This window comes from Arthrobacter sp. 10T413_2, assembly GCF_056394205.1.
The window spans coordinates 1-21392 of sequence record NZ_JBFTHK010000023.1 but is presented as its reverse complement, the minus strand read 5'-3'; the positions used below and the strand labels follow the sequence as shown (position 1 = coordinate 21392).

General features: G+C 68.4%; 20 protein-coding genes. 16 read left to right on the top strand and 4 right to left on the bottom strand.

What is annotated here, in order from left to right; translation table 11 throughout:
* Positions 1–2: 2 nt before the first annotated feature.
* Genes AC1DBQ_RS06170 through AC1DBQ_RS06145 form a run of 6 tightly spaced genes read left to right on the top strand, consistent with a single transcriptional unit; the run spans position 3 to position 6854 of the window.
* A complete protein-coding gene (locus AC1DBQ_RS06170) occupies positions 3–2105 on the top strand; it encodes a dipeptide/oligopeptide/nickel ABC transporter permease/ATP-binding protein (protein ID WP_476927668.1) in 2103 nt (700 codons plus the stop codon).
* Positions 2102–2908 (top strand): ATP-binding cassette domain-containing protein, encoded by an 807-nt coding sequence (locus AC1DBQ_RS06165; RefSeq protein WP_476927667.1) that lies wholly within the window; start codon positions 2102–2104, stop codon positions 2906–2908. Before AC1DBQ_RS06170 ends, AC1DBQ_RS06165 begins: the two co-directional genes overlap by 4 nt.
* 47 nt (positions 2909–2955) lie before the next feature.
* Complete coding sequence (locus AC1DBQ_RS06160; RefSeq protein WP_476927666.1) at positions 2956–3885, top strand: dihydrodipicolinate synthase family protein; 930 nt, start codon at positions 2956–2958, stop codon at positions 3883–3885.
* A 44-nt stretch (positions 3886–3929) separates the two neighbouring features.
* Positions 3930–4868 carry an ROK family protein gene (locus tag AC1DBQ_RS06155; RefSeq protein WP_476927665.1) on the top strand — a complete coding sequence of 313 codons (939 nt, stop codon included), beginning with the start codon at positions 3930–3932 and terminating at the stop codon, positions 4866–4868.
* A gap of 52 nt (positions 4869–4920) precedes the next feature.
* Entirely contained in the window at positions 4921–5607 is a 687-nt protein-coding gene (locus AC1DBQ_RS06150) for an N-acetylmannosamine-6-phosphate 2-epimerase (protein ID WP_476927664.1), read from the top strand.
* Between the two features lie 11 nt (positions 5608–5618).
* A complete protein-coding gene (locus AC1DBQ_RS06145) occupies positions 5619–6854 on the top strand; it encodes an N-acetylglucosamine-6-phosphate deacetylase (RefSeq protein WP_476927663.1) in 1236 nt (411 codons plus the stop codon).
* Positions 6855–6892: 38 nt separating this feature from the next.
* Here the strand turns inward: AC1DBQ_RS06145 and AC1DBQ_RS06140 are convergent, their stop codons facing one another.
* Both AC1DBQ_RS06140 and AC1DBQ_RS06135 read right to left on the bottom strand, forming a co-directional pair.
* Positions 6893–7675 carry a glucosamine-6-phosphate deaminase gene (locus AC1DBQ_RS06140; RefSeq protein ID WP_476927662.1) on the bottom strand — a complete coding sequence of 261 codons (783 nt, stop codon included), beginning with the start codon at positions 7673–7675 and terminating at the stop codon, positions 6893–6895.
* Between the two features lie 68 nt (positions 7676–7743).
* Entirely contained in the window at positions 7744–8475 is a 732-nt protein-coding gene (locus AC1DBQ_RS06135) for a FadR/GntR family transcriptional regulator (protein WP_476927661.1), read from the bottom strand.
* A 288-nt stretch (positions 8476–8763) separates the two neighbouring features.
* Here AC1DBQ_RS06135 and AC1DBQ_RS06130 point away from each other — a divergent pair, with 288 nt between their 5' ends.
* Positions 8764–9831 carry an acetylxylan esterase gene (locus AC1DBQ_RS06130; protein WP_476927660.1) on the top strand — a complete coding sequence of 356 codons (1068 nt, stop codon included), beginning with the start codon at positions 8764–8766 and terminating at the stop codon, positions 9829–9831.
* A 146-nt stretch (positions 9832–9977) separates the two neighbouring features.
* Positions 9978–10571: an NADPH-dependent FMN reductase gene (locus AC1DBQ_RS06125; protein WP_476927659.1), complete on the top strand. Its 594-nt coding sequence runs from the start codon at positions 9978–9980 to the stop codon at positions 10569–10571.
* A gap of 18 nt (positions 10572–10589) precedes the next feature.
* On the opposite strand, the gene AC1DBQ_RS06120 is transcribed toward AC1DBQ_RS06125, so the two are convergent.
* Entirely contained in the window at positions 10590–11411 is an 822-nt protein-coding gene (locus tag AC1DBQ_RS06120; RefSeq protein ID WP_476927658.1) for a GAF domain-containing protein, read from the bottom strand.
* Between the two features lie 392 nt (positions 11412–11803).
* Between AC1DBQ_RS06120 and AC1DBQ_RS06115 the strand changes: the two genes are divergently transcribed.
* A complete protein-coding gene (locus AC1DBQ_RS06115; protein ID WP_476927657.1) occupies positions 11804–12265 on the top strand; it encodes a hypothetical protein in 462 nt (153 codons plus the stop codon).
* Positions 12266–12402: 137 nt separating this feature from the next.
* Here the strand turns inward: AC1DBQ_RS06115 and AC1DBQ_RS06110 are convergent, their stop codons facing one another.
* Entirely contained in the window at positions 12403–14301 is a 1899-nt protein-coding gene (locus AC1DBQ_RS06110; protein ID WP_476927656.1) for an FAD-binding monooxygenase, read from the bottom strand.
* Between the two features lie 223 nt (positions 14302–14524).
* On the opposite strand from AC1DBQ_RS06110, the gene AC1DBQ_RS06105 reads away from it, so the two are divergent.
* The 7 genes from AC1DBQ_RS06105 to AC1DBQ_RS06075 form a co-directional block, all read left to right on the top strand.
* A complete protein-coding gene (locus AC1DBQ_RS06105; RefSeq protein ID WP_476927655.1) occupies positions 14525–16012 on the top strand; it encodes a fumarylacetoacetate hydrolase family protein in 1488 nt (495 codons plus the stop codon).
* Positions 16005–16724, top strand: a complete 720-nt coding sequence (locus AC1DBQ_RS06100; protein ID WP_476927654.1) for a GntR family transcriptional regulator — start codon at positions 16005–16007, stop codon at positions 16722–16724. The genes AC1DBQ_RS06105 and AC1DBQ_RS06100 overlap by 8 nt, the downstream gene beginning before the upstream one ends.
* Positions 16725–16780: 56 nt before the next feature.
* On the top strand, positions 16781–18295 hold the full coding sequence (gene hpaE / locus AC1DBQ_RS06095; RefSeq protein ID WP_476927653.1) for a 5-carboxymethyl-2-hydroxymuconate semialdehyde dehydrogenase: 1515 nt from the start codon (positions 16781–16783) through the stop codon (positions 18293–18295).
* A gap of 49 nt (positions 18296–18344) precedes the next feature.
* Entirely contained in the window at positions 18345–19433 is a 1089-nt protein-coding gene (gene hpaD, locus AC1DBQ_RS06090) for a 3,4-dihydroxyphenylacetate 2,3-dioxygenase (protein ID WP_476927652.1), read from the top strand.
* A 97-nt stretch (positions 19434–19530) separates the two neighbouring features.
* Positions 19531–20316, top strand: coding sequence for a 2-oxo-hept-4-ene-1,7-dioate hydratase (gene hpaH / locus AC1DBQ_RS06085; RefSeq protein WP_476927651.1), 786 nt, complete (start codon positions 19531–19533; stop codon positions 20314–20316).
* A complete protein-coding gene (locus tag AC1DBQ_RS06080) occupies positions 20301–21134 on the top strand; it encodes an HpcH/HpaI aldolase family protein (protein ID WP_476927650.1) in 834 nt (277 codons plus the stop codon). The genes hpaH and AC1DBQ_RS06080 overlap by 16 nt, the downstream gene beginning before the upstream one ends.
* A 19-nt stretch (positions 21135–21153) precedes the next feature.
* Positions 21154–21392, top strand: a 239-nt coding sequence (locus AC1DBQ_RS06075; RefSeq protein WP_476927649.1) for an aldehyde dehydrogenase family protein, incomplete at its 3' end; no start/stop codon positions are given.

Sequence of the window (21392 nt, the reverse complement as noted above, 5' to 3'; positions counted from 1 at the left end):
CCATGCGCAGCAAACTCGCTGAACGCCTCAGCGCCCCGGGAGTCCGCTTCAAGGCCCTCCCGTGGAGCTCCCGGCTCGCCCTCGTCTTCCTGGTGGTCATCACTCTTGCCGCCGTCTTCGCACCCGTCATCGCCCCGCACGATCCGCTGGAATCCTTCATTCCGGCGACCCCGCCCGGCGGGGAAAACTTGTTCGGTACCGACCGACTGGGCCGCGACATCTTCTCGCGTCTGCTGTACGGTGCCCAGTCTTCCCTGATGATCGGCCTCGGCGCGGTCTCGCTGGCCGTCCTCTCCGGCGCCCTGCTCGGCTCCCTCGCCGCGACCTCCAGCAAGGGGGTCAACGAGGGCATCATGCGCCTCATGGACATCCTCATGGCCTTCCCCGGCATCGCCCTGGCCGCCGTGCTGCTGGCCGTCTTCGGCAACACCGTGCCCACCATCATCGTGGCCATCGCCGTGATCTACACGCCCCAGCTCGCCCGGGTGGTGCGCGCCAACGTGCTCTCCCAGTACGGCGAAGACTATGTGCGGGCCGCCCGGGTGATCGGCGCCGGCCGCTGGTACATCCTGCTCAAGCACATCGTCCGCAACACCGCGGCCCCGGTCCTGGTGTTCGCCACGGTGATGGTCGCGGACGCGATCATCCTGGAAGCCTCGCTGTCCTTCCTTGGCGCCGGCGTCCAGGACCCCGCACCGTCGTGGGGCAACGTGATCTCCTACGGCCGCAACCTCGTCCTCTCAGGCGGCTGGTGGGCCACCACCTTCGCCGGCCTGACCATCCTGCTCACGGTCCTCGCCCTCAACATCCTGGCCGAGGGGCTCACCGATGCCATGGTCAACCCGAAGCTCCGCAAGGCTCCCGTCGTGAAGGACGACGACGGCTTCTCCTCCCCCGTCGCCGCCGTCGACGCCGAGATCGGCACGTCCGTGGCCCAAGGCTCCGTGGCGGAGCAGCATGAGCTCGACGGCGTCCGCGACGCTGCCGGCGACGCGGTCCCCGAGGCCGGTTTTCCGCAGGGACAGAACGTGGACCATGCCCTGTTGGGCGGCCTGCTGGACGGCGTACTGGACAGGGAACTGAACCTGCTGACCGCCGTCGAGGCCGCCCGCACGGACCGCCTCCCCCAGGTCCCGGATGCGGCCCGCACCGTCCTGGAGGTCAAGAACCTGTCCATCCGCTTCCCCGGCCGCTTCGGCGACACCGCAATCGTGGACAACGTCTCCTTCAGCGTCCGCGAGGGCGAAACCATGGGCCTGGTCGGCGAATCCGGCTGCGGCAAGTCCATCACCTCGCTGGCCATCATGGGCCTGCTGCCCAAGACGGCCAGGATCTCAGGCTCCATCACCTTCGACGGCAAGGAGCTGCTGGATCCAGCCACCGGCAACAGCAGTGACAAGGCCTACGAGGGCCTGCGCGGCCAGCAGATCGCCATGGTCTACCAGGACGCGCTGAGCTCGCTCAACCCCTCGATGAAGATCAAGGACCAGCTGCAGCAGCTCACCCGCCGCGGCGGCCGCAAGACCCCCGCCGAACTCCTGGAACTGGTCAAGCTCGATCCCGTCCGCACGCTCGCGAGCTACCCGCACGAGCTCTCGGGCGGCCAGCGCCAGCGCGTCCTGATCGCCATGGCCCTGTCCCGCTCGCCGCGGATCGTCGTCGCGGACGAGCCCACCACGGCGCTGGACGTGACCGTGCAGCAGCAGGTCGTGGAACTGCTCAACGAGTTGCGCGAGCAGCTGGGCTTCGCCATGGTGTTCGTCAGCCACGACCTCGCGCTGGTGGCCTCGCTCGCGCACCGCATCACCGTGATGTATGCCGGGCAGGTGGTGGAATCCGCGCAGGCATCCGCGCTGCTGCAAAACCGCCAGCACGAATACACCCGCGGACTTCTCGGCGCCGTACTCTCCATCGAGGCCGACGCCGAGCGGTTGCACCAGATCCCCGGTACCGTGCCCTCGCCCCGGGACTTCGCCGCCGGCGACCGGTTCGCCGCCCGCTCACTGCGGCCCGACGCCGACCCGGACCAGCGGCTCGTCCTGACGCCCGTTCACGAAGACAGCGACCACTACTGGGCCAGCCACCTCAAGGAGGACGCCAAGTGAGCACATCAACCGGCAAGCCCGTGATTGAACTGAAGAACGTCAAGGTCCACCACCGGGCCCGTACCGGCGGCCTGTTCCGCCCCAACGTCGTCAAGGCCGTCGACGGGGTGGACTTCACCATCAGCCGCGGCGAGACCGTGGGGATCGTGGGCGAATCCGGTTGCGGCAAGTCCACCCTGGCCTCCGTTCTGGTGGGGCTGCAGGCGCCCACCTCGGGTGAGGTGCTGTTCCACGGCAAGCCCGCCATCAAGCGCAACGCCGCCCTGCGCAGGGAATTCGGCCGCGCCGTGTCGGTGGTCTTCCAGGACCCGTCGACGGCACTGAACCCCCGGATGACCATCCAGGACATCCTCACAGACCCCCTCCAGATCCACGGGATCGGCACCGCGGCCACCCGGGCGGCAAAGGTCAAGGACCTCCTGGCCCTCGTCGGACTGCCGTATTCCGCCGCCGAGGTCACACCCTCGCAGGTCTCCGGCGGCCAGCGCCAGCGCGTGGCCATCGCCCGGGCCCTGGCTCTGGATCCGGACATCATCGTGGCGGACGAGCCGACCTCAGCGCTGGACGTCTCCGTGCGGGCACAGGTGCTGAACCTGCTCTCGGATCTGAAGACCCAACTGAACCTCGGCATGGTCTTCATCTCCCACGACATCCAGACCGTCCGCTATGTCTCGGACCGGATCTGCGTCATGTACTTCGGCGAGATCGTGGAAGAGGGCCCCGCCGGACAGGTCTTCGACAACCCGAGCAACGACTACACCAAGAAACTGCTCGGCGCCGCGCCCAGCCTGCTGCACCCCTGATTCCTTCCCCTTTTCCCCGTTTCAACAAACCATCATTGGAGTTACCTGTGCCTACCCAATTCCAGGGCGTCATTCCCCCGGTCGTCACCCCCCGCCACGCCGACGGCAGCATCGACACCGATTCGCTGAAGAACCTCACGCGGCACCTGATCGACGGCGGCGTGTCCGGCCTCTTCGTCCTGGGCTCCTCCGGCGAAGTCCCCTACCTGAGCAACGCCGAGCGCGAACTCGTCGTCAGCACCATCGCGGCCGAGAATGCTGCTGCTGGCGCAGCGAGCGTGCCGCTGATCGTCGGCGCCAACGAGCAGACCACCAACCGCGTCATCGAGGAGGCCCGGAAGGTGATCGACCTCGGCGCCGACGCGATCGTCGTGACCTCGATGTACTACGCGATCGGCAACGCGGAGGAGACGGAAACCCACTTCCGTACCATCCATGACGCCGTCAGCACGCCGATCTTCGCCTACGACGTCCCGGTCCGCACCCACTTCAAACTCCCCACGGACCTGCTGGTGCGGCTCGGCCGGGACGGCGTGATCGCCGGCGTCAAGGACTCTTCCGGTGACGACGTCGGCTTCCGCCAACTCTTGCTGGCAGCCCACGACATCCCCAACTTCGACATCTTCACCGGCCACGAGGTCGTAGTGGACGGCGCCCTCCTCGGCGGAGCACAGGGCGTCGTCCCGGGCCTGGGCAACGTGGACCCCCGCGGCTACCGGAACCTCATGGATGCCGCGGCCGCCGGCGACTGGGCCAAGGCCGCCGCCGAGCAGGACCGCCTCGCCGACCTCTTCGAGATCGTTTACACCCCCAACGGCCGGGTCTCCGGCGGCGCGGCCGGCCTCGGCGCCTTCAAGACCGCTCTCCAGCTCATGGGCATCATCGAGTCCAACACCATGAGCACGCCCATGCCGTCCCTGAACGAGGACGAGACCACCGCCATCAAGGTCATCCTCGAACGCAACGGCCTGGTCTAGGCACCGGCCGCCACGCCCGCACGGACACAGGACTGAGGAGGAACATGGCGCACGCTATCGGGATTGACCTGGGCGGCACCAAGACGGCGGCCGGGGTGGTCTCCGCGGACGGCGAACTGCTGTTCTCGGAGACCACTCCGACGCTCAGCCGCGCCGGCGGCGAGGCTGTCCTGGACGCCACCGCGGCTCTGGTAACCGGGCTCAGGCTGCGGGCGGCGGCGGATGGTCTCTCCATCACGGGAGTGGGCGTCGGCTCGGCGGGCGTGATCGACGCCGGGCGGGGTGTGGTGGTCTCGGCAACGGACGCCATCCACGGCTGGGCCGGGACCGCGCTGACGGAAGGCCTGGCCCGGCGGTTGGGGGTCCCCCCGGGTGCGGTCCGTGCGGTCAACGACGTCCATGCCCACGCTCTCGGCGAGGCCTGGCGAGGGGCGGCGGCCGGGACGGCGAGCTCGCTGCTGATCGCCTTCGGAACCGGCGTAGGCGCCAGCCTGGTGCTCGGCGGCCGGCCGGTCCTCGGCCACCGGTACGTCGGCGGTCACGTCGGGCACATCGCCTCCCCTTACGCGTATGCCGACGGCGGCGCACTGCCCTGTTCCTGCGGCGGTGAAGGTCACGTGGAGGCCGCGGCCTCCGGTCCGGCCATCCATGCGGCGTTCCTGCGCCTGGGCGGATCCCCCGCCGTCCCGGACACCCGGGCGGTGTTCGCGCTGGCGCACGACGGCGACCCTGCGGCCCGCCACGCTGTCCGCACCGCCGCCAAGGCCGCCGGCCAGGCGGCCGGGGGCCTGGCCAACGTCCTGGACCCCGAAGTCCTGGTGATCTCCGGCGGACTGGCCGACGCCGGTGACCTCTGGTGGCATCCCATGAAAGCCGCCCTGCGCCGGGAACTGCTGGACCCGCTGGTCCACGTGCCGGTGCTCCGGGCCTCGCTGGAAAACTCCGCAGCCATCGTCGGTGCCGCACAGCTAGTCTTCAACTGACCGTTCCCGTCCGCTCACACCGGACCACCGAGAAACACAGAAACCAGGCACCATGATCCTGACCCCCGAGGGCCTCGAATCCCTCCGCTTCCAGCTCATCGTTTCCTGCCAGGCCTACCCCGGCGAGCCGATGCGGGATCCCCGCACCACTGCGCAGATGGCGGCTTCGGCCGTCATCGGCGGTGCCGCGGCCGTCCGGGTCCAGGGGCTGGCCGACGTCCAGCACACCCGCGCCGCCGTCGAGGTCCCGGTCATCGGGCTTTGGAAGGACGGCCACGACGGCGTCTTCATTACCCCGACGCTGCGGCATGCCCTCGCCGTGGCCAACGCCGGCGCCCACGTAGTGGCGATCGACGGCACCCGCCGGCACCGCCCGGACGGACTAAGCCTGGCCGCCACCGTGGCCGGGATCCACGCCGGCTCCCACGCCCTCGTCATGGCGGACTGCGCCTCCTACGATGACGCCGCAGCCGCCGTCGACGCCGGCGCGGACCTGATCGGCACCACGCTGGCCGGTTACGACGGTCAACGCCCGAAAACCCACGGCCCCGACCTCGAACTGCTGGAGCAGATCGCCGCCGCCGGCCTCGGGAAGCCGCTCATCGCCGAAGGCCGCATCCACACCCCGGACCAGGCCCGCCAGGCGCTCGACGCCGGCGCGTACGCCGTCGTCGTCGGAACCGCCATCACCCACCCGGCCACCATCAGCGGCTGGTTCGCCACCGCACTGCACTCCTGAGGACTGTCCCGATGCCGGAATCCTGCGACCCCGCCTACCTCCTCCGTGGCGCCCTTCTCAGCGACGGTGCCGTGACCGCGGACGCCGTGGTGGCGGTGTCCGGCGGCCGGATCGCCTACGCCGGACCCGGCAGCGGCCTTGACGCCGCGCAATTCCCGGGCGCGGTGGAACTCCCGCTGCCGCCCGGCACGTCACTGCTTCCCGGGCTCGTCGACATCCACTGCCACGGCGCGGCAGGCGGCGGATTCCCCACCGGGGACAGCCAGGCCTGCCGGGAGGCCGTGGCCTTCCTGCACCGCAGCGGGACCACCAGCCTGCTCGCCAGCCTCGTCACGGCCTCCGGCGAGGAGCTGCTGCGGTCGCTCGGCATCCTCAAGGTCCTGGCGACCGAGGGACTCATCGCAGGCGTCCATTCCGAGGGCCCGTTCCTCTCCACCGCCCGCTGCGGAGCGCAGAATCCGCTCTGGCTCCGGGACCCCGATCCTGAACTCCTCGGGCACATGCTTCAGGCCGCGGGCGGAACCCTGCGGACCATGACGTACGCGCCCGAACTGCCCGGCGCCAGTGAACTGCTCCGGATGCTCGCGGACCACGGCGTCACCCCCTCGCTGGGCCACACCGACGCCGATGCCCGGCTGGCGGCCGCCTCGCTGACGGAAGCCGCCGATCTCATCGGCAGCGCCGCAGCGGGCGGGCGGTTCGGTCCGCAGGCGCGGCCCACGGTGACGCACCTGTTTAACGGCATGCCGCCGCTGCACCACCGGAGCCCCGGCCCGGCCGGCGCGAGCCTGCGGCTGGCGGCCGCCGGCACCGTCGTGGTCGAACTGATCGGCGACGGCGTTCACCTCGACCCGGAGACGGTCCGGATGGTGTTCGAGGTGGTTGGGGCCGCGAACATCGCGCTGGTGACGGACTCTATGGCGGCCACCGGACTGCCCGACGGCGACTACGAACTGGGACCCTCCGCGGTGGTGGTGCACGACGGCGTAGCCACCCTGAGAAGCAACGGCGCCCTCGCCGGGGGCACGGCGACCCTGCTGGAGGTTGTCCGTACCACCATCGCAGCAGGGGTGGATCCTGCGGAGGCCGTTCTGGCGGCGACCCTGGTCCCTGCCAGCGTCCTGGGCCTGGAAAACGAGATCGGCGCCCTCCGGACAGGAATGCGCGCCGATATCCTCGCCGTCGACGCGGATTTCGAACTGGTGAGGGTCCTGCGCGGCGGCCGCATTCTGGACGCGTCCGCCTGACCGGGTGCGGATGCCGCCGCGCAGGGTGGCATCCGGTCTTAGGCGACGGCTGCCCCGGCACGCACCTTGACTATTCCGGGCCCGCGGAGGGATCCTGCCGGGACGTCCGTAAGCCGGGCGGCCGCGGCCTCGTCCGCCACCACCGTGACATGCGGGTGCAACTGCAGTACCGAGGCCGGGCACTCGGGCGAAACGGGACCGGCAAGTGCCTCGCGGAGGATGCCGGCCTTGTCCGCCCCGTTGACCACCAGCAGTAGCTGCCGGGCTTCAAGGATGGTTCCCAGGCCCTGAGTGATGCACCGCTCCGGGACGTCGTCAGGGCTGTCAAAATAGCGGGCATTCGCCTGGCGCGTGCGCTCGGTCAGCAGTTCCACCCGGGTCCGGGAATCCAGGGCCGAACCCGGTTCGTTGAAGGCCAGGTGCCCGTTGTGTCCGATCCCCAGGATCTGGACGTCTATTCCGCCGGCCTCGGCGATCGCGTGGTCGTAGTCACGCGCAGCGACGTCGGGGTTCTCGGCGCCGCCGTCGGGAACGAAGACGTTGGCGGGGTCAAGATGCAGCCGTTCGGTCACTTCGCGGCGAACCACCTCGGCGTAGCTCTCCGGATGGCCCGCCGGCAGCCCGACGTACTCGTCGAGCGCGAAGCCGCGGATACCGGACATGTCCAGCCCATGGCCGGCAAGGGCCGCATACACCGGCAGCGGCGAGCCGCCGGTGGCCACGCCGAGAACGGCGTCGGGACGGCTGCGGATCACGGCGGCCAGGATGCCGGCAGCAACGGCCCCGGTTCCCTCGGCGTCGGGCACTACAAAGATTTCCATCACGAGTGGCGCTTTCTGTGGTTCTTAATGCGTCGCGGCCCGCCTTCACGAGCTGGCGGGCGGTCCGGCTAACGGGCGGCGACGTCCTTGAGTTTTTGGCGGATGCCGTCGAAGTGGCGCTGCAGGCGCTCGGAGGCCAGGGTTTTGTTCTTCTCGGCGACGGCCTCGTAAATTTCCCGGTGCATACGGGCCTGCTCGGGGAGGTTGACCGGGCCGGTTCCCAGGGCCTGGTGGATCTGGCGGTACACCTTCCAGAAGACGTCCATGAGATTGATCAGGAGCTCGTTGTTCAGGGGCGCGTAGAGGCCGCGGTGGAATTCCGCGTCCAGTTCGGCCAGCGCTTCCCCGGCAGCCGCGGCTGCTTCCATCTGTTCCAGGGTGCCGCGGAGCTGGCCGAGGTGCTCGTCGGTCATGAGGTCGATGGCGGAGCCGATGAGGCCCGATTCGAGCGCCTGCCGCACGTCGATGAGCTCCATCGCTTCCTCGCCCCTGTGGCGCAGCGACAGCCGCCCGCGGAAGGCCAAGCCATCGGTGAGTGCGGTGAAGTTGTTGGGTGCCACGAACATGCCAAAGCCGTGGCGGATCTCGATCACGCCCAGCGCCTGAAGCACCTTCAGCGACTCCCGCACAGTGTTGCGCCCGACGCCCAGAACCGCGGAGAGCTCGCTTTCGGTGGGCAATGCATCCCCAACGTCCAGCCCTTGTTCTAGGATGAGGTCCATAATGCGTGTCTGCAGCGCATGGGACCTGATTTGAGCGCTGAAACGGGCCGGCGACACTACTCGGGATTCGATGCTCACGACACTCTCCTTCTGGCCGCAGCCGGGATCGGCCACTCCTATTTCCAGCTTACAGGAGATGGGACGTCCAATGTCCTTTTTGTGCCGCGAGTGTGGAGAATTTTCGCGAGGCGCCTGCGAAAGAGGCGCCGGGCAGCGCGTTGGTGGCGGGTTCCGCGGCCGGAACCCGGGCAGGGCTGCAGGAACTCTTGTTGAGCTGGATGAATCCACGCGGCCACCCTGCGGGCAAAGTCGGAAGATCGGACGTAGGATCACCTTCGGACCGCACGCCTCACATCTGGAGACCCCATGCCCCTCTTCGACATGCCGCTGGATCAGCTGCGCAGCTACACCTCATCCGCCGTCGAGCCGGAAGACTTCGATGCCTTCTGGGACCTGACCATTTCCGAGGCCCGGGAATTCCCGCTGGACGCCGTCTACGTCCCGGTGGAGAACCACCTGAGCGTCATTGACAGCTTTGACGTCTCCTACGCGGGCTTCGGCGGGGCCCGGATCAAGGGCTGGCTGCACCTGCCGGCCAACCGCGACGCCGGGAGGGCGTTGCCGGTGGTGGTGCAGTACGTCGGCTATTCCGGCGGCCGCGGGCTGGTCCAGCAGGACACCAAGTGGGCGCAGGCCGGGTATGCGCATTTCATCATGGACACCAGGGGCCAGGGCTACGGCGGCAGCCTGGGCGAGAGCGCGGATCCGCACGCGTCGGCCGGAGACGTGGCCTACGCCGGGCTTATGACGCGCGGCATCTCTTCCCGGGAGGACTACTACTACCGCCGCGTCTTCGTTGACGCCTTCCGGGCGATCGAAGCCGTGCAGAACCATCCCGAGGTGGATGCCTCGAAAGTACTGCTGGCCGGCCTGAGTCAGGGCGGAGGCTTGGCCATAGCGGCCGCCGGATTGGCGGCCGGGCGCCTGGACGGCGTGCTGTGCACCATGGCCGATGTGCCGTTCCTGCAGGACTTTCCGCGCGCCATCGACATCGCCCCGCGCGGGCCCTACCCGGAAATCGCCGGCTTCCTGGCCCGTCACCGGGACCGTTACGAGCCCGCGCTTGCGGTCCTGAACTATTTCGACGGCGTGCACCTGGGCCGGCGCGCCACGGCGCCGGCGCTGTTCTCGGCGGCGCTGATGGACGACATCTGCCCGCCGTCGACAGTCTTTGCAGCATACAACGCCTATGGCGCGGGCGCGGCGGCAGGGCCGGGCGCGGGGGCGCGTATGGGTGAGGCAGCTGGTGCGGCAGCCCCGCGGACTGTCCCCACGAAGGCCATTGAGGTGTACCGCTTCAACAATCACGAGGGCGGCCAGGAACACCACTGGGTCAGCCAGCTCCGCTACGTGGCCGACTTGCTGCCCCGCTAACCGGTGGGGGCCTGGGCGCCGGTGCCCGGCATTCGCCGCGCGTCACGCCGTGGCACGGATTGCGGGGGCGGCGGCTGCGGAAGCATCGCGCCGTCCGGGTTGTTGTTCTGGTAGTGGGGAAAAACAACTTCCGGAAGGAGTAGGCCATGATTCGCATCGCTATCGTGCTCGGGAGCACCCGGCCCGGACGCCTCGGAAAGGCCGTCGCCGACTGGGTAGCTTCACGGGCATCCGAACGCGGCGATGCCACCTTTGATGTCCTCGACGTCGCCGATTTCAGCCTCCCGGTCCTCGATGAGCCGCTACCGCCCTCCTTCGGCCGGTACAGCCACTCGCACACCAAGGCCTGGTCCGAAGCTGTCGACGGATTCGACGGCTACATCTTCGTCACCGGCGAGTACAACCATTCAATCCCCGGGGCACTGAAGAACGCTCTGGACTACTTGTACAAGGAGTGGAACAACAAGGCGGCCGGTTTCGTCAGCTACGGAAGCAGCGGCGGCATCCGCGCCGTCGAACACCTGCGGGGAGTTGCCGGGGAACTGCAGATGGCAGACGTCCGGGCCCAGGTGGCACTGCCCTTTGCCACAGAGTTCGAGAACTACCGCACCTTGATCCCTACAGCGGCCGCGGAGAAGAATCTGCAGACCCTGTTTGATCAGGTGATTGCCTGGGCCGGCGCTCTGAAGGTCCTACGGCCTGACCGCTCCCACGGAAATGAACCCGGCATCGCCGCCTGACCCCGGGGGGCGCCGTTCCTAGGCCGGGCTCTCCACTCTCCGCCGCCGTCGCCGGATAGGCGGAGCATCCACGGCGCGGGGCACCGAGGCAAGTGGTGGGCTGGGCTGGGGCACTTCCGGGCCCTGGCCGGAATCGGCAACGAGGACATGGACCGTGACGCCGGCCGGTTCCCGCGCCGGGCCAGCGGCGACGCTCCGAAGATAGTCCAAGGCGCCCTCTTCGCTGAACCCGTAGTCCCGCACCAGCGTCTTCAACGCCAGGCCGGCCAGCACCCGGGAGAGCTGCGCTGAGGAAAGATCGGCGCTCCCGGCGTACCTGAGCATCAGCTGCTGGACCAGAAGCAGCGCACGGGATACCTGGCGGCCCAGCCGCACCGCTGCAGTGATATCGGCGCTGGTAAAGGCATGCGGCCACGGGGCATAGAGGTTCACCGCGGCACGGAAACCCTCAGCGGGGACCAGCGGAACGGATATGAGCGACCGGACTCCCTCGGCAGTTGCGGCGCTGGCATACCCGGGCCAGCGGCGCTCCAAGTATGTGTCCCCCACGACCACAAATTCCCCGCTGCGAACCGCCGCGCGGGCCGGGCCGTCGTCGAAGGAGCGCTGCGCTTCGTCCGCCGCCCGCGACGGCGCGCTGCCCGCGATGAGCGTGCTGGTCTCCCCCGACCGGAGAAGCGTGATCGCCCAGCTGATCCCACGGCCGGCACCGCCAATGTCATGGACCAGCCCACTGACAACCTCGCCGAGGAAGGCACCGATATCCGGGTCATTGAAATGCGCGTCCCAGAACGCGGCATGCGGATCCCGCCTGCTGTCTGCTGCAGTACCTTGGGTCATGTTCCACGCTCGAAATCGAAGCACGTAGCTCACTGCTGAACCGATGAAAACAGCATACGTCCGCGCGGACTCAGCGGCGCCACCCAATCTGTCAGCGCCTAGGATCCGCCTCAACGGCCGCGCCGCGGCGGCCCAGGGCAGTACTTGCGTGCCGCCCTGGACCGCCTGCCCCGGCTTCAACACCAGTCGCGGACGACCCCTTCCGCCGTGGCACAACAATTAATACCCGTGTCCGCCCGGCCCCAAAAGAGCCATTGTGCCCTGCCGGGGCCCTGGTTGGCCGACACGCCATTTCACCCCCGGGGGATGAGGTCCATACCCGAGTCCGGGCACACGATGAAATATGGCCTCCGATGCGCGGGGGCGACACCCAGCGGGGAGAGGATCTTCCAATGTCGAAACCCCACCCATTTCTCGTGGGATCCATCGCACTCGGGGCCGCCGTCGCACTGCTCACCGGATGCAGCCCCGCCAGCACACCAGCGGGCACTTCCAATGCGCCCGCGTCTGCCTCGAGCCCGCCGCCGAGCACGTCGGAGGTCTGCGCTGCGGCCGATGCCCATGCCGCGGCGCTGACCAATTTCAAGGACACGCTGAAGCCTGATGCCACGATCGAGCAGGTCCGTACGGCCCAGGAACAAGTCACGAAGACTTACGACGATCTCGTCAAGGCGACCGGTGATCTCGCCCAACAGCGGGCGGATGCCGTCAAGTCGGCCGAAGCCAAGTTCAACGACGCCGTCAAGGCGGTGCCGGACGACGCCACTTTGACCCAGGCGACTAATTCCCTCCGCGACGAGGCCGCTCGCGTCCAGGCCGCGATCACTGACCTCCGGACTGAGGTCAAGTGCTAGTGCGCTGACGTCGCAGGGCAGGCGTCGTTGGCCTGGCGGTCCGCGGCGCGCATGTCGGTGGATACAGGAACGGCAGGCTGCGTTGAGACTGCAGCCTGCCGTTCAAACGGTGTTGATTACTTTGTCGGGGCCACGGATCAGCCGATGCGCGTGCGGGCGCGCAGGACGGGCGCGAAGAACGCGGCGAGCTCCGCCGTCGCCGTCAGCGGCAGGACGTTGGCTACGTACTGGTCCGGGCGCACCACCACGATGACGCCGCCGCGGTCGAGGCCGCGCAGCTCGAAGATGTCCGACGCCGGATCGGTGCCGTAGACCTTCTCAAGGTATGGGAGCTTGAACGGTCCGACCTCCGGCTTGAACACCGCCGGCACCGCGCCTATGTCGATCCCCGCGTGGTCCTGCTGGTAGATGACCTTGACGTCGAACCAGGCATCGGCGTCGGCGCCCTCCGGCGTGGCGGCAAGCGGCGAGTCCGGAGCGCTGGCAAGCCACGCGGCCAGGTCCGTGGTCGGCGACGGGGCTCCGGCAACAGCCGCGTCGGCGAAGACGTAGATGCGCCACCGGCCGTCCGCCGTGGCCTGATGGCCGAGCTGGACCGGATTGGTGTCGCAGACGCGCACAACCAGGGCGGACTTGAAACGCTTGCCCACAGGAAAGCCGGTGGCCAGGTTCTGGTGCGTCGCCTCGGCGACGATCATCGACGGCGAGTACTCGGTCATGAAGCCGGCGGGGAACTCGGCGGTCCGCACGTAGAAGTCCTCGAGTTCGGAGGGGTTCTCGAACTCTTCTGGCTTCTTGGCCATGAGCGTCGACCACACCTTGTCGAAGTCGATGAGGTCCTTCGCGACAACCTGGCGCTCGGCTGAGTAGGTGGAGAGCAGGCTGACCGGGCTGCGGCCCTCAAGCACGTGGCCGAGCTTCCAGCCGATGTTGAAGCCGTCCTGCATGGAGACGTTCATGCCCTGGCCGGCCTTGGCGCTGTGCGTGTGGCAGGCGTCGCCGGTGATGAACACGCGCGGCGTGCGGGCGCCGAGCTCCTCCGGGAGGACGTCGTCGAACCGGTCGGTGAGGCGGTGGCCGACCTCGTACACGCTGTGCCAGGCCACGTTGCGCACGTCGAGAGTGTACGGGTGGATGATCGCGTTGGCCTTGGCAATGATCTGCTCGATGGTGGTCTTGCGGACGGCCCCGTTGTCATCCTCGGCGACCTCGCCGAGATCCACGTACATGCGGAAGAGGTGCCCGCCCTCGCGCGGGATGAGCAGGATGCTGCCCCCGTCATGGGACTGGATGGCGCACTTGAGGCGGATGTCGGGGAAGTCCGTGGAGGCGAGCACGTCCATGACGCCCCACGCGTGGTTGGCCTGGTCGCCGGCGAGCGTGCAGCCGATCGAGTCCCGTACCTTGCTCCGCGCGCCATCGGCGCCGACAACATACTTCGCCCGGACGGTGCGCGTCCGGCCCTCGTCTGGTCCGGCTGTGTGAACGAGGGTCACGGCGACGGGGTACTCCCCTTCACCGGCGACCTCGAGGCCGACGAACTCGTAGCCGTAGTCCGGCGTCATGCGGGTGGGCGAATTCGCCATGAACTCGCCGAAGTAATCCAGGACGCGGGCCTGGTTCACGATCAGGTGCGGGAACTCGCTGATTCCGCCCGGGTCGTCGAGGGTGCGGGCGCTGCGGACGATGTTCCCGGGGTTCCGGGGGTCCGGCTTCCAGAAGGCCATCTCGGTGATGCGGTAGGCCTCGGCGATGATCCGCTCGGCAAAGCCGAAGGCCTGGAAGGTCTCGACGCTCCGGGCCTGGATGCCGTCGGCCTGGCCGATGGCGAGCCTTCCGCCGCGGCGCTCCACGATCCGGGTCGTGACGCCGGGGAACTGGGACAGCTGGGCGGCTGCGACGATGCCCGCAGGTCCGGTGCCGACGATGAGCACGTCGACCTCGTCGGGAAGTTGCGTGGGCCGGTCGATGCCGACGCCGGCGGCCGGCTGGACTCGCGGGTCACCGGATACGTAACCGTGGTGGTGGAAATGCACGGGCTTTCCTCACTTCGTTGTGTGGCGGTCAATCACTGCTTTTGTGTTCGATATCAGAACGTCGTGTTCGATAATCGAAATGGACCTTTGATCCAAAACTGTACGGCAGATATGACATGGGTTACAAGTGTCTTGAAAACTCCCGGAAAACAGGGGTTGACGCGCCCCCGGTCGCCGGGTGATAGTTATCGTATACGATTTCGTACTCGATGAGGAGTAAATCTTGGAACAGGTCACCGACCACATCCTGGCCGCGGCCCGAAAGGTCATCGCGGTGCACATCAACTACCCCAGCCGGGCAGCCCAACGCGGCCGCACTCCCGAGCAGCCCTCCTACTTCCTGAAGCCGTCGACCTCGCTCACTGTCGGTTCGGCAGAAGCCCCGTCAACCGTGGAACGCCCGGCCGGCTGCGAACTCCTCGGCTTTGAGGGCGAGATCGCTTTGATCATCGGCAAGCCCGCCCGCCGCGTGGGCATCGAGGATGCCTGGAGCCACGTCGAGTGGGTCACCGCCAGCAACGACCTCGGCGTCTATGACCTCCGTTATGCGGACAAGGGCTCCAACCTCCGGTCCAAGGGCGGCGACGGCTTCACCCCCGTGGGCCCGGGCCTGATTGCCGCCGACGCCGTCGACCCGGCCAAGCTGCGGATCCGCACCTGGCACAACGGCGACCTCGTCCAGGACGACACCACCGCGGACCTGCTCTTCCCGTTCGCCCGGCTCGTCGCCGACCTCTCCCAGCTCCTCACCCTCGAAGAGGGGGACATCATCCTCACCGGCACCCCCGCCGGGGCGTCGGTGGCGAAGCCGGGCGACGTCGTCGAGGTGGAAGTCAGCAGCGCTGGCTTGACCACCGGCCGGCTGGTCACCCGGGTGGCGGAAGGCACGACGCCGTTCGCGGACTTCGGCGCCCGGCCCAAGACTGATGATCTCCAGCGGGAGGAAGCCTACGGTTCGCGTGAAGCGGCCGGGCTACTGGCTCAGGCACCGGAGGCGCCGGCGGCCGTCCTGTCCCCGGAGCTGAAGGCGAAGCTGGAAAGCGTGTCCACGGCCACCCTGTCCTCGCAGTTGCGCAAGCGCGGCCTGAACAACGTCAGCATCGACGGCCTCACCTCGACCCGTCCGGGCCAGCGGATCGTCGGCCTGGCCCGCACGCTGCGCTATGTCCCAAACCGCGAGGACCTCTTCAAGGCCCACGGCGGCGGCTTCAACGCCCAGAAAAAGGCCATCGATTCCGTCAACGAGGGCGAGATCCTCGTGATGGAAGCCCGCGGCGAAAAGGGCACCGGCACCATCGGCGACATCCTGGCCCTGCGCGCGCAGGTCCGCGGCGCCGCGGCCGTCATCACCGACGGCGGCGTGCGTGATTTCTCCGCAGTGGCCGCGATGGAGATGCCGACCTACTATGCCAACCCGCACCCGGCCGTCCTTGGCCGCCGGCACATCCCGTGGGACACGGACGTCACCATCGCCTGCGGCGGCACCACTGTGCAGCCCGGGGACATCATCGTGGCCGATGCGGACGGCATCCTGGTGATCCCGCCGGCGCTGGCCGAAGAGCTCGCGGACGATTCCATCGCCCAGGAACGCGAGGAAGTCTTTATTTTCGAGATGGTGCAGCAGGGCCACAGCGTGGACGGCCTCTACCCGCTCAACGCCGCATGGCGCGCCCGGTACCAGGCATGGGAAGCAGGCAAAACCAATGACTGAGACGGCCAGCGCCGCAGGCGCGGGGGCAGCCACCTTGTCCTCAACCGGTACCCCCGGGAGCAAGTCCGAGCAGGCCTACGCGACTGTCAAGGGCCGGATCGTGGACGGGACCTACTCCCCCGGCTACCGGCTGGTGCTCGCGAAGATCGCCGAGGACCTGGGCGTCAGCGTGGTCCCGGTCCGCGAGGCCATCCGCCGGCTCGAAGCCGAAGGCCTGGTGACGTTCGAACGGAACGTCGGCGCCACCGTCTCCGGGATCGACCCCACCGAGTACCTCTACACGATGCAGACCCTCAGCATCGTCGAGGGCGCCGCCACTGCCCTCTCGGCTCCGCTGATCGGGGCGGCGGACGTGGCCCGCGCCCGGGCGGTGAACGCCGAAATGCGGGAGTGCCTGGAGCACTTCGACCCCGTCCGGTTCACCCGGCTGAACCAGGACTTCCACAGCGTCCTGTTCGAGCACTGCCCCAACCCGCACATCCTGGACCTCGTTCACCGGGGCTGGAACCGGCTCGCGTCCCTGCGGTCCTCGACCTTCCGCTTCGTCCCGGGGCGGGCCCACGACTCCGTCGACGAGCACGAAGCCCTGCTGCAGCTCATCGAGTCCGGCGCCGGCGCGGACGAGATCGAAAAGGCCGCCCGCCTCCACCGCAGCGCCACCCTGGACGCGTACCTCGCCCAAAGCAACGCGGGGTCAGTTAGCGCCCATTAGGCGGCCCCGCATGGGCCGTAAGTTACCCCGCGTTGCACTATCAGTAAGGAAAAACAATGACGTTCACTGCACCTGAGACCACCAGCCACTACGTTCCGCAGGACCTTCCCACCCACATCCAGCACTACATCAACGGCGAATTCGTTGATTCCGTGGGCGGCAAAACCTTCGACGTCCTGGACCCGGTGTCCAACACCAACTACGCCACCGCAGCCGCCGGGCAGAAGGAGGACATCGACCTCGCCGTCGCCGCCGCCCGCGAAGCGTTCACTAACGGCCCGTGGCCGAAGATGAAGCCCCGCGAGCGGGCCCGCGTCCTGAACCGGATCGCAGACGCCGTCGAAGCCCAGGAAGCACGCCTCGCCGAGCTCGAGACCTTCGACACCGGCCTGCCGATCACCCAAGCCAAGGGCCAGGCGCTCCGCGCGGCCGAGAACTTCCGCTTCTTCGCGGATCTGATCGTGGCCCAGTTCGACGACGCCATGAAGGTCCCCGGCGCCCAGATCAACTACGTCAACCGCAAGCCGATCGGCGTCGCCGGCCTCATCACTCCGTGGAACACGCCCTTCATGCTCGAGTCCTGGAAGCTCGCCCCGGCGCTGGCCACCGGCAACACCGTGGTGCTCAAGCCGGCCGAATTCACCCCGCTCTCGGCCTCGCTGTGGGCGCAGATCTTCAAGGACGCCGGGCTCCCGGACGGTGTGTTCAACCTCGTCAATGGCCTGGGCGAGGAGGCCGGCGACGCGCTCGTGAAGCACCCGGACGTGCCGCTGATCTCCTTCACCGGCGAGACCACCACGGGCCAGACGATCTTCCGCAACGCCGCGGCCAACCTCAAGGGCCTGTCCATGGAGCTCGGCGGCAAGTCACCGTGCGTCGTGTTCGCCGACGCCGACCTCGACGCCGCGATCGACTCCGCCCTGTTCGGCGTCTTCTCGCTCAACGGCGAACGCTGCACCGCAGGCTCCCGCATCCTGGTGGAACGCGCCGTGTACGACGACTTCTGCGAGAAGTACGCCGCCCGCGCCAGGAACATCGTCGTGGGCGACCCGCACGACCCCAAGACCGAGGTCGGCGCTCTGGTCCACCCGGAGCACTACGCCAAGGTGGCCTCCTACGTGGAGATCGGCAAGTCCGAAGGCCGGCTGCTGGCCGGCGGCGGCCGCCCGGAGCACCTGCCCGAGGGCAACTACATCGCCCCCACGGTGTTCGCCGACGTCGCCCCGGACGCGCGGATCTTCCAGGAAGAGATCTTCGGCCCCGTCGTCGCCATCACCCCGTTCGACTCCGACGAGGAAGCCCTCGCCCTGGCGAACAACACCAGGTACGGGCTCGCGGCCTACATCTGGACCCAGAACCTGACCCGCGCGCACAACTTCTCCCAGAACGTTGAAGCCGGCATGGTCTGGCTCAACAGCCACAATGTCCGCGACCTGCGCACCCCGTTCGGCGGCGTCAAAGCCTCCGGCCTGGGCCACGAGGGCGGCTACCGCTCCATCGACTTCTATACCGACCAGCAGGCCGTCCACATCACCCTGGGCCCTGTTCATACTCCCAAATTCGGCGCCTAAGCCTTCACGCCGGCGCCAAGCAGACCCCTTTCAAAGAAGAGAGAACACCATGACCAACTTCGTCCCCACCCCCACGGTCCCGGCTCCGGACATCGTCCGCTGCGCCTACATGGAAATCGTCGTCACCGACCTCGCCAAGTCCCGCGCCTTCTATGTGGACCTCCTGGGCCTGCACGTCACCGAGGAAGACGAGAACGCCATCTACCTGCGTTCCCTCGAGGAGTTCATCCATCACAACCTGGTGCTCCGCAAGGGACCCATCGCCGCCGTCGCAGCCTTCGCCTACCGGGTGAAGTCCCCCGCCGAGGTGGACGCCGCCGAGGCCTACTACAAGGAACTGGGCTGCCGCACCGAACGCCGCAAGGACGGCTTCACCAAGGGCATCGGCGACTCCGTCCGCGTCGAGGACCCGCTGGGCTTCCCCTACGAGTTCTTCTACGAGGTGGAGCACGTCGAACGCCTCACCCAGCGCTATGACCTCTACTCCGCCGGGGAGCTCGTGCGCCTGGACCACTTCAACCAGGTCACCCCCGACGTCCCGCGCGGCCGCAAGTACCTCGAGGACCTCGGCTTCCGCGTCTCCGAAGACATCCAGGACTCCGACGGCGTCACCTACGCCGCCTGGATGCACCGCAAGCAGACCGTGCACGACACCGCCCTGACCGGCGGCAACGGCCCGCGCATGCACCACGTCGCGTTCGCCACCCACGAGAAGCACAACATCATCCAGATCTGCGACAAGATGGGCGCCCTGCGCATCTCCGACAGGATCGAACGCGGCCCCGGCCGGCACGGCGTCTCCAACGCCTTCTACCTGTACATCCTGGACCCGGACGGCCACCGCGTGGAGATCTACACCCAGGACTACTACACCGGCGACCCGGACAACCCCACCATCACCTGGGACGTGCACGACAACCAGCGCCGCGACTGGTGGGGCAACCCCGTGGTCCCGTCCTGGTACACCGAGGCCTCCCTGGTCCTGGACCTCGACGGCAACCCCCAGCCCGTCATTGTCCGCGAGGAAAAGAGCGAGATGGCCGTGACCGTGGGCGCCGACGGGTTCTCCTACACCCGCAAGGACGAGGACGGCCACGCCGGGGATAAGACCGGGTTCAAGCTCGGCGCCCAGCTCTAAACGCGGCTGTAAACCCCGAACCGGGCCGCCGGTCCCGCCACCCCCGGAGGCGGGACCGCCCCGGCCCCCACCGCCCGACCACCTGAGGAGCACCCGAATGCTTGACCCCGCGACCATCGAGGCCATCGCAGACGAACTGCTGGAAGCCGGCCGCAGCCGGACCCCTGTCCCCCGCCTGACCGCCCGCTACCCGGACATGACCGTGGAGGACTCGTACGCCGTCCAGCAGCTGTGGCGGAGCCGCAACGAGGCCGCCGGGCGCAGGCTCGTGGGCCGCAAAATCGGGCTCACATCCAAGGCCATGCAGGCCGCGACCGGCATCACCGAGCCGGACTACGGCGCCATCTTCGATGACATGGTCCTGGAAACCGGCTGCTCCGTGGGCTGGGACCGCTACACCCACCCCCGCGTCGAAGTGGAACTGGCATTCGTGCTGAAGAAGGACCTTGCCGGCCCCGGCTGCACCATCTTCGACGTCCTGAACGCCACCGACTACGTGGTCCCCGCATTGGAGATCCTGGACTCCCGGATCGAAATGGAGGGCCGGACGATCGTGGACACCATCGCCGACAACGCGGCCATGGGCGCCATGGTGGTGGGCGGCCGCCCGGTAAAGCCCGACGCCGTCGACCTCCGCTGGGTCTCCGCCGTCCTCTACAAGAACCAGACCGTCGAGGAAACCGGCGTCGCCGCCGGCGTCCTGGACCACCCCGCCAACGGGGTGCACTGGCTGGCCAACAAGATCGCCGCCCACGGAGACGGCATGAAGGCCGGCGACATCATCCTCGCCGGCTCCTTCACCCGGCCCCTCTGGGTGTACAAGGGAGATACCGTCCACGCCGACTACGGACCCCTGGGAGTCGTAACATGCCGCTTCGAGTAGAACCAGACGAAACCTTCCGGGACGCCCTGCGCAACCAAACCGGCGCTGCCGGCCGCCCCCTGGCCGGGATGTGGGTCTGCTCCGGCAGCCCCCTCATTGCCGAGCTCTGCGCCGGCTCCGGGCTGGACTGGCTCCTGATCGACGCCGAACACAGCCCCAACGGACCCGAATCCATCCTCGCCCAGCTGCAGGCCGTGCACGGCTACCCGGTCCACCCGATGGTCCGGCCGCCCGTGAACGACACCGTCCTCATCAAGCAGTACCTGGACCTGGGCGTGCAGAACCTGCTGATCCCCATGGTGAACTCGGCAGCCGACGCCGAGGCCGCCGTGGCCGCCACCCGCTACCCGCCCCACGGTGTGCGCGGCGTCGGGTCCGCCCTGGCCCGGGCCGCGCGCTGGAACCGGGTCCCGGACTACCTCGCCCGCGCCTCCGATACCGTCAGCGTCACCGTCCAGATCGAATCCGAAGCCGCGGTCGCCGCCGTGGAGAACATCCTGGCGGTGGACGGGGTGGACGCGATCTTCCTGGGACCCTCCGACCTCGCCGCCTCCCTGGGACTGCTGGGCCAGCAGGAACACCCCCGGGTGCGCGCCGCCGTCGAACACTGCCTCGCCGCCGCCGCAGCGGCCGGGAAACCCGCCGGCGTGAACGCCTTCAACCCGGAAACGGCCCGCGCCTACCTAGCCGCCGGCGCCGCCTTTGTGCTCGTCGGCGCCGACGTCGCCCTGCTGGCCCGCGGCTCCGAAGCCCTTGCGGCCCAATACATCCCGCCGGGCCCGGCGGTTGCGCCTGCCGAAACCCCGACCAGCTACTGACTCCCCTGAGGACCTCCTTATGACTGTTTCCGCGATCACCCCTGCCATCTCACCCGAGCGCGAGGCGTCTCTGCTCGCTTCCGTGCCTACCGGTCTGCTGATTAACGGACAGTGGCGGGAGGCGTCCGACGGCGGCACGTTCGACGTCCACGACCCCGCTACGGGGGAGGTGCTCGCCACCCTGGCCTCCGCGACGAGCGAGGACGCCCTCGCCGCGCTCGACGCCGCCGACAAGGCCCAGGCCGCCTGGGCCCGGAC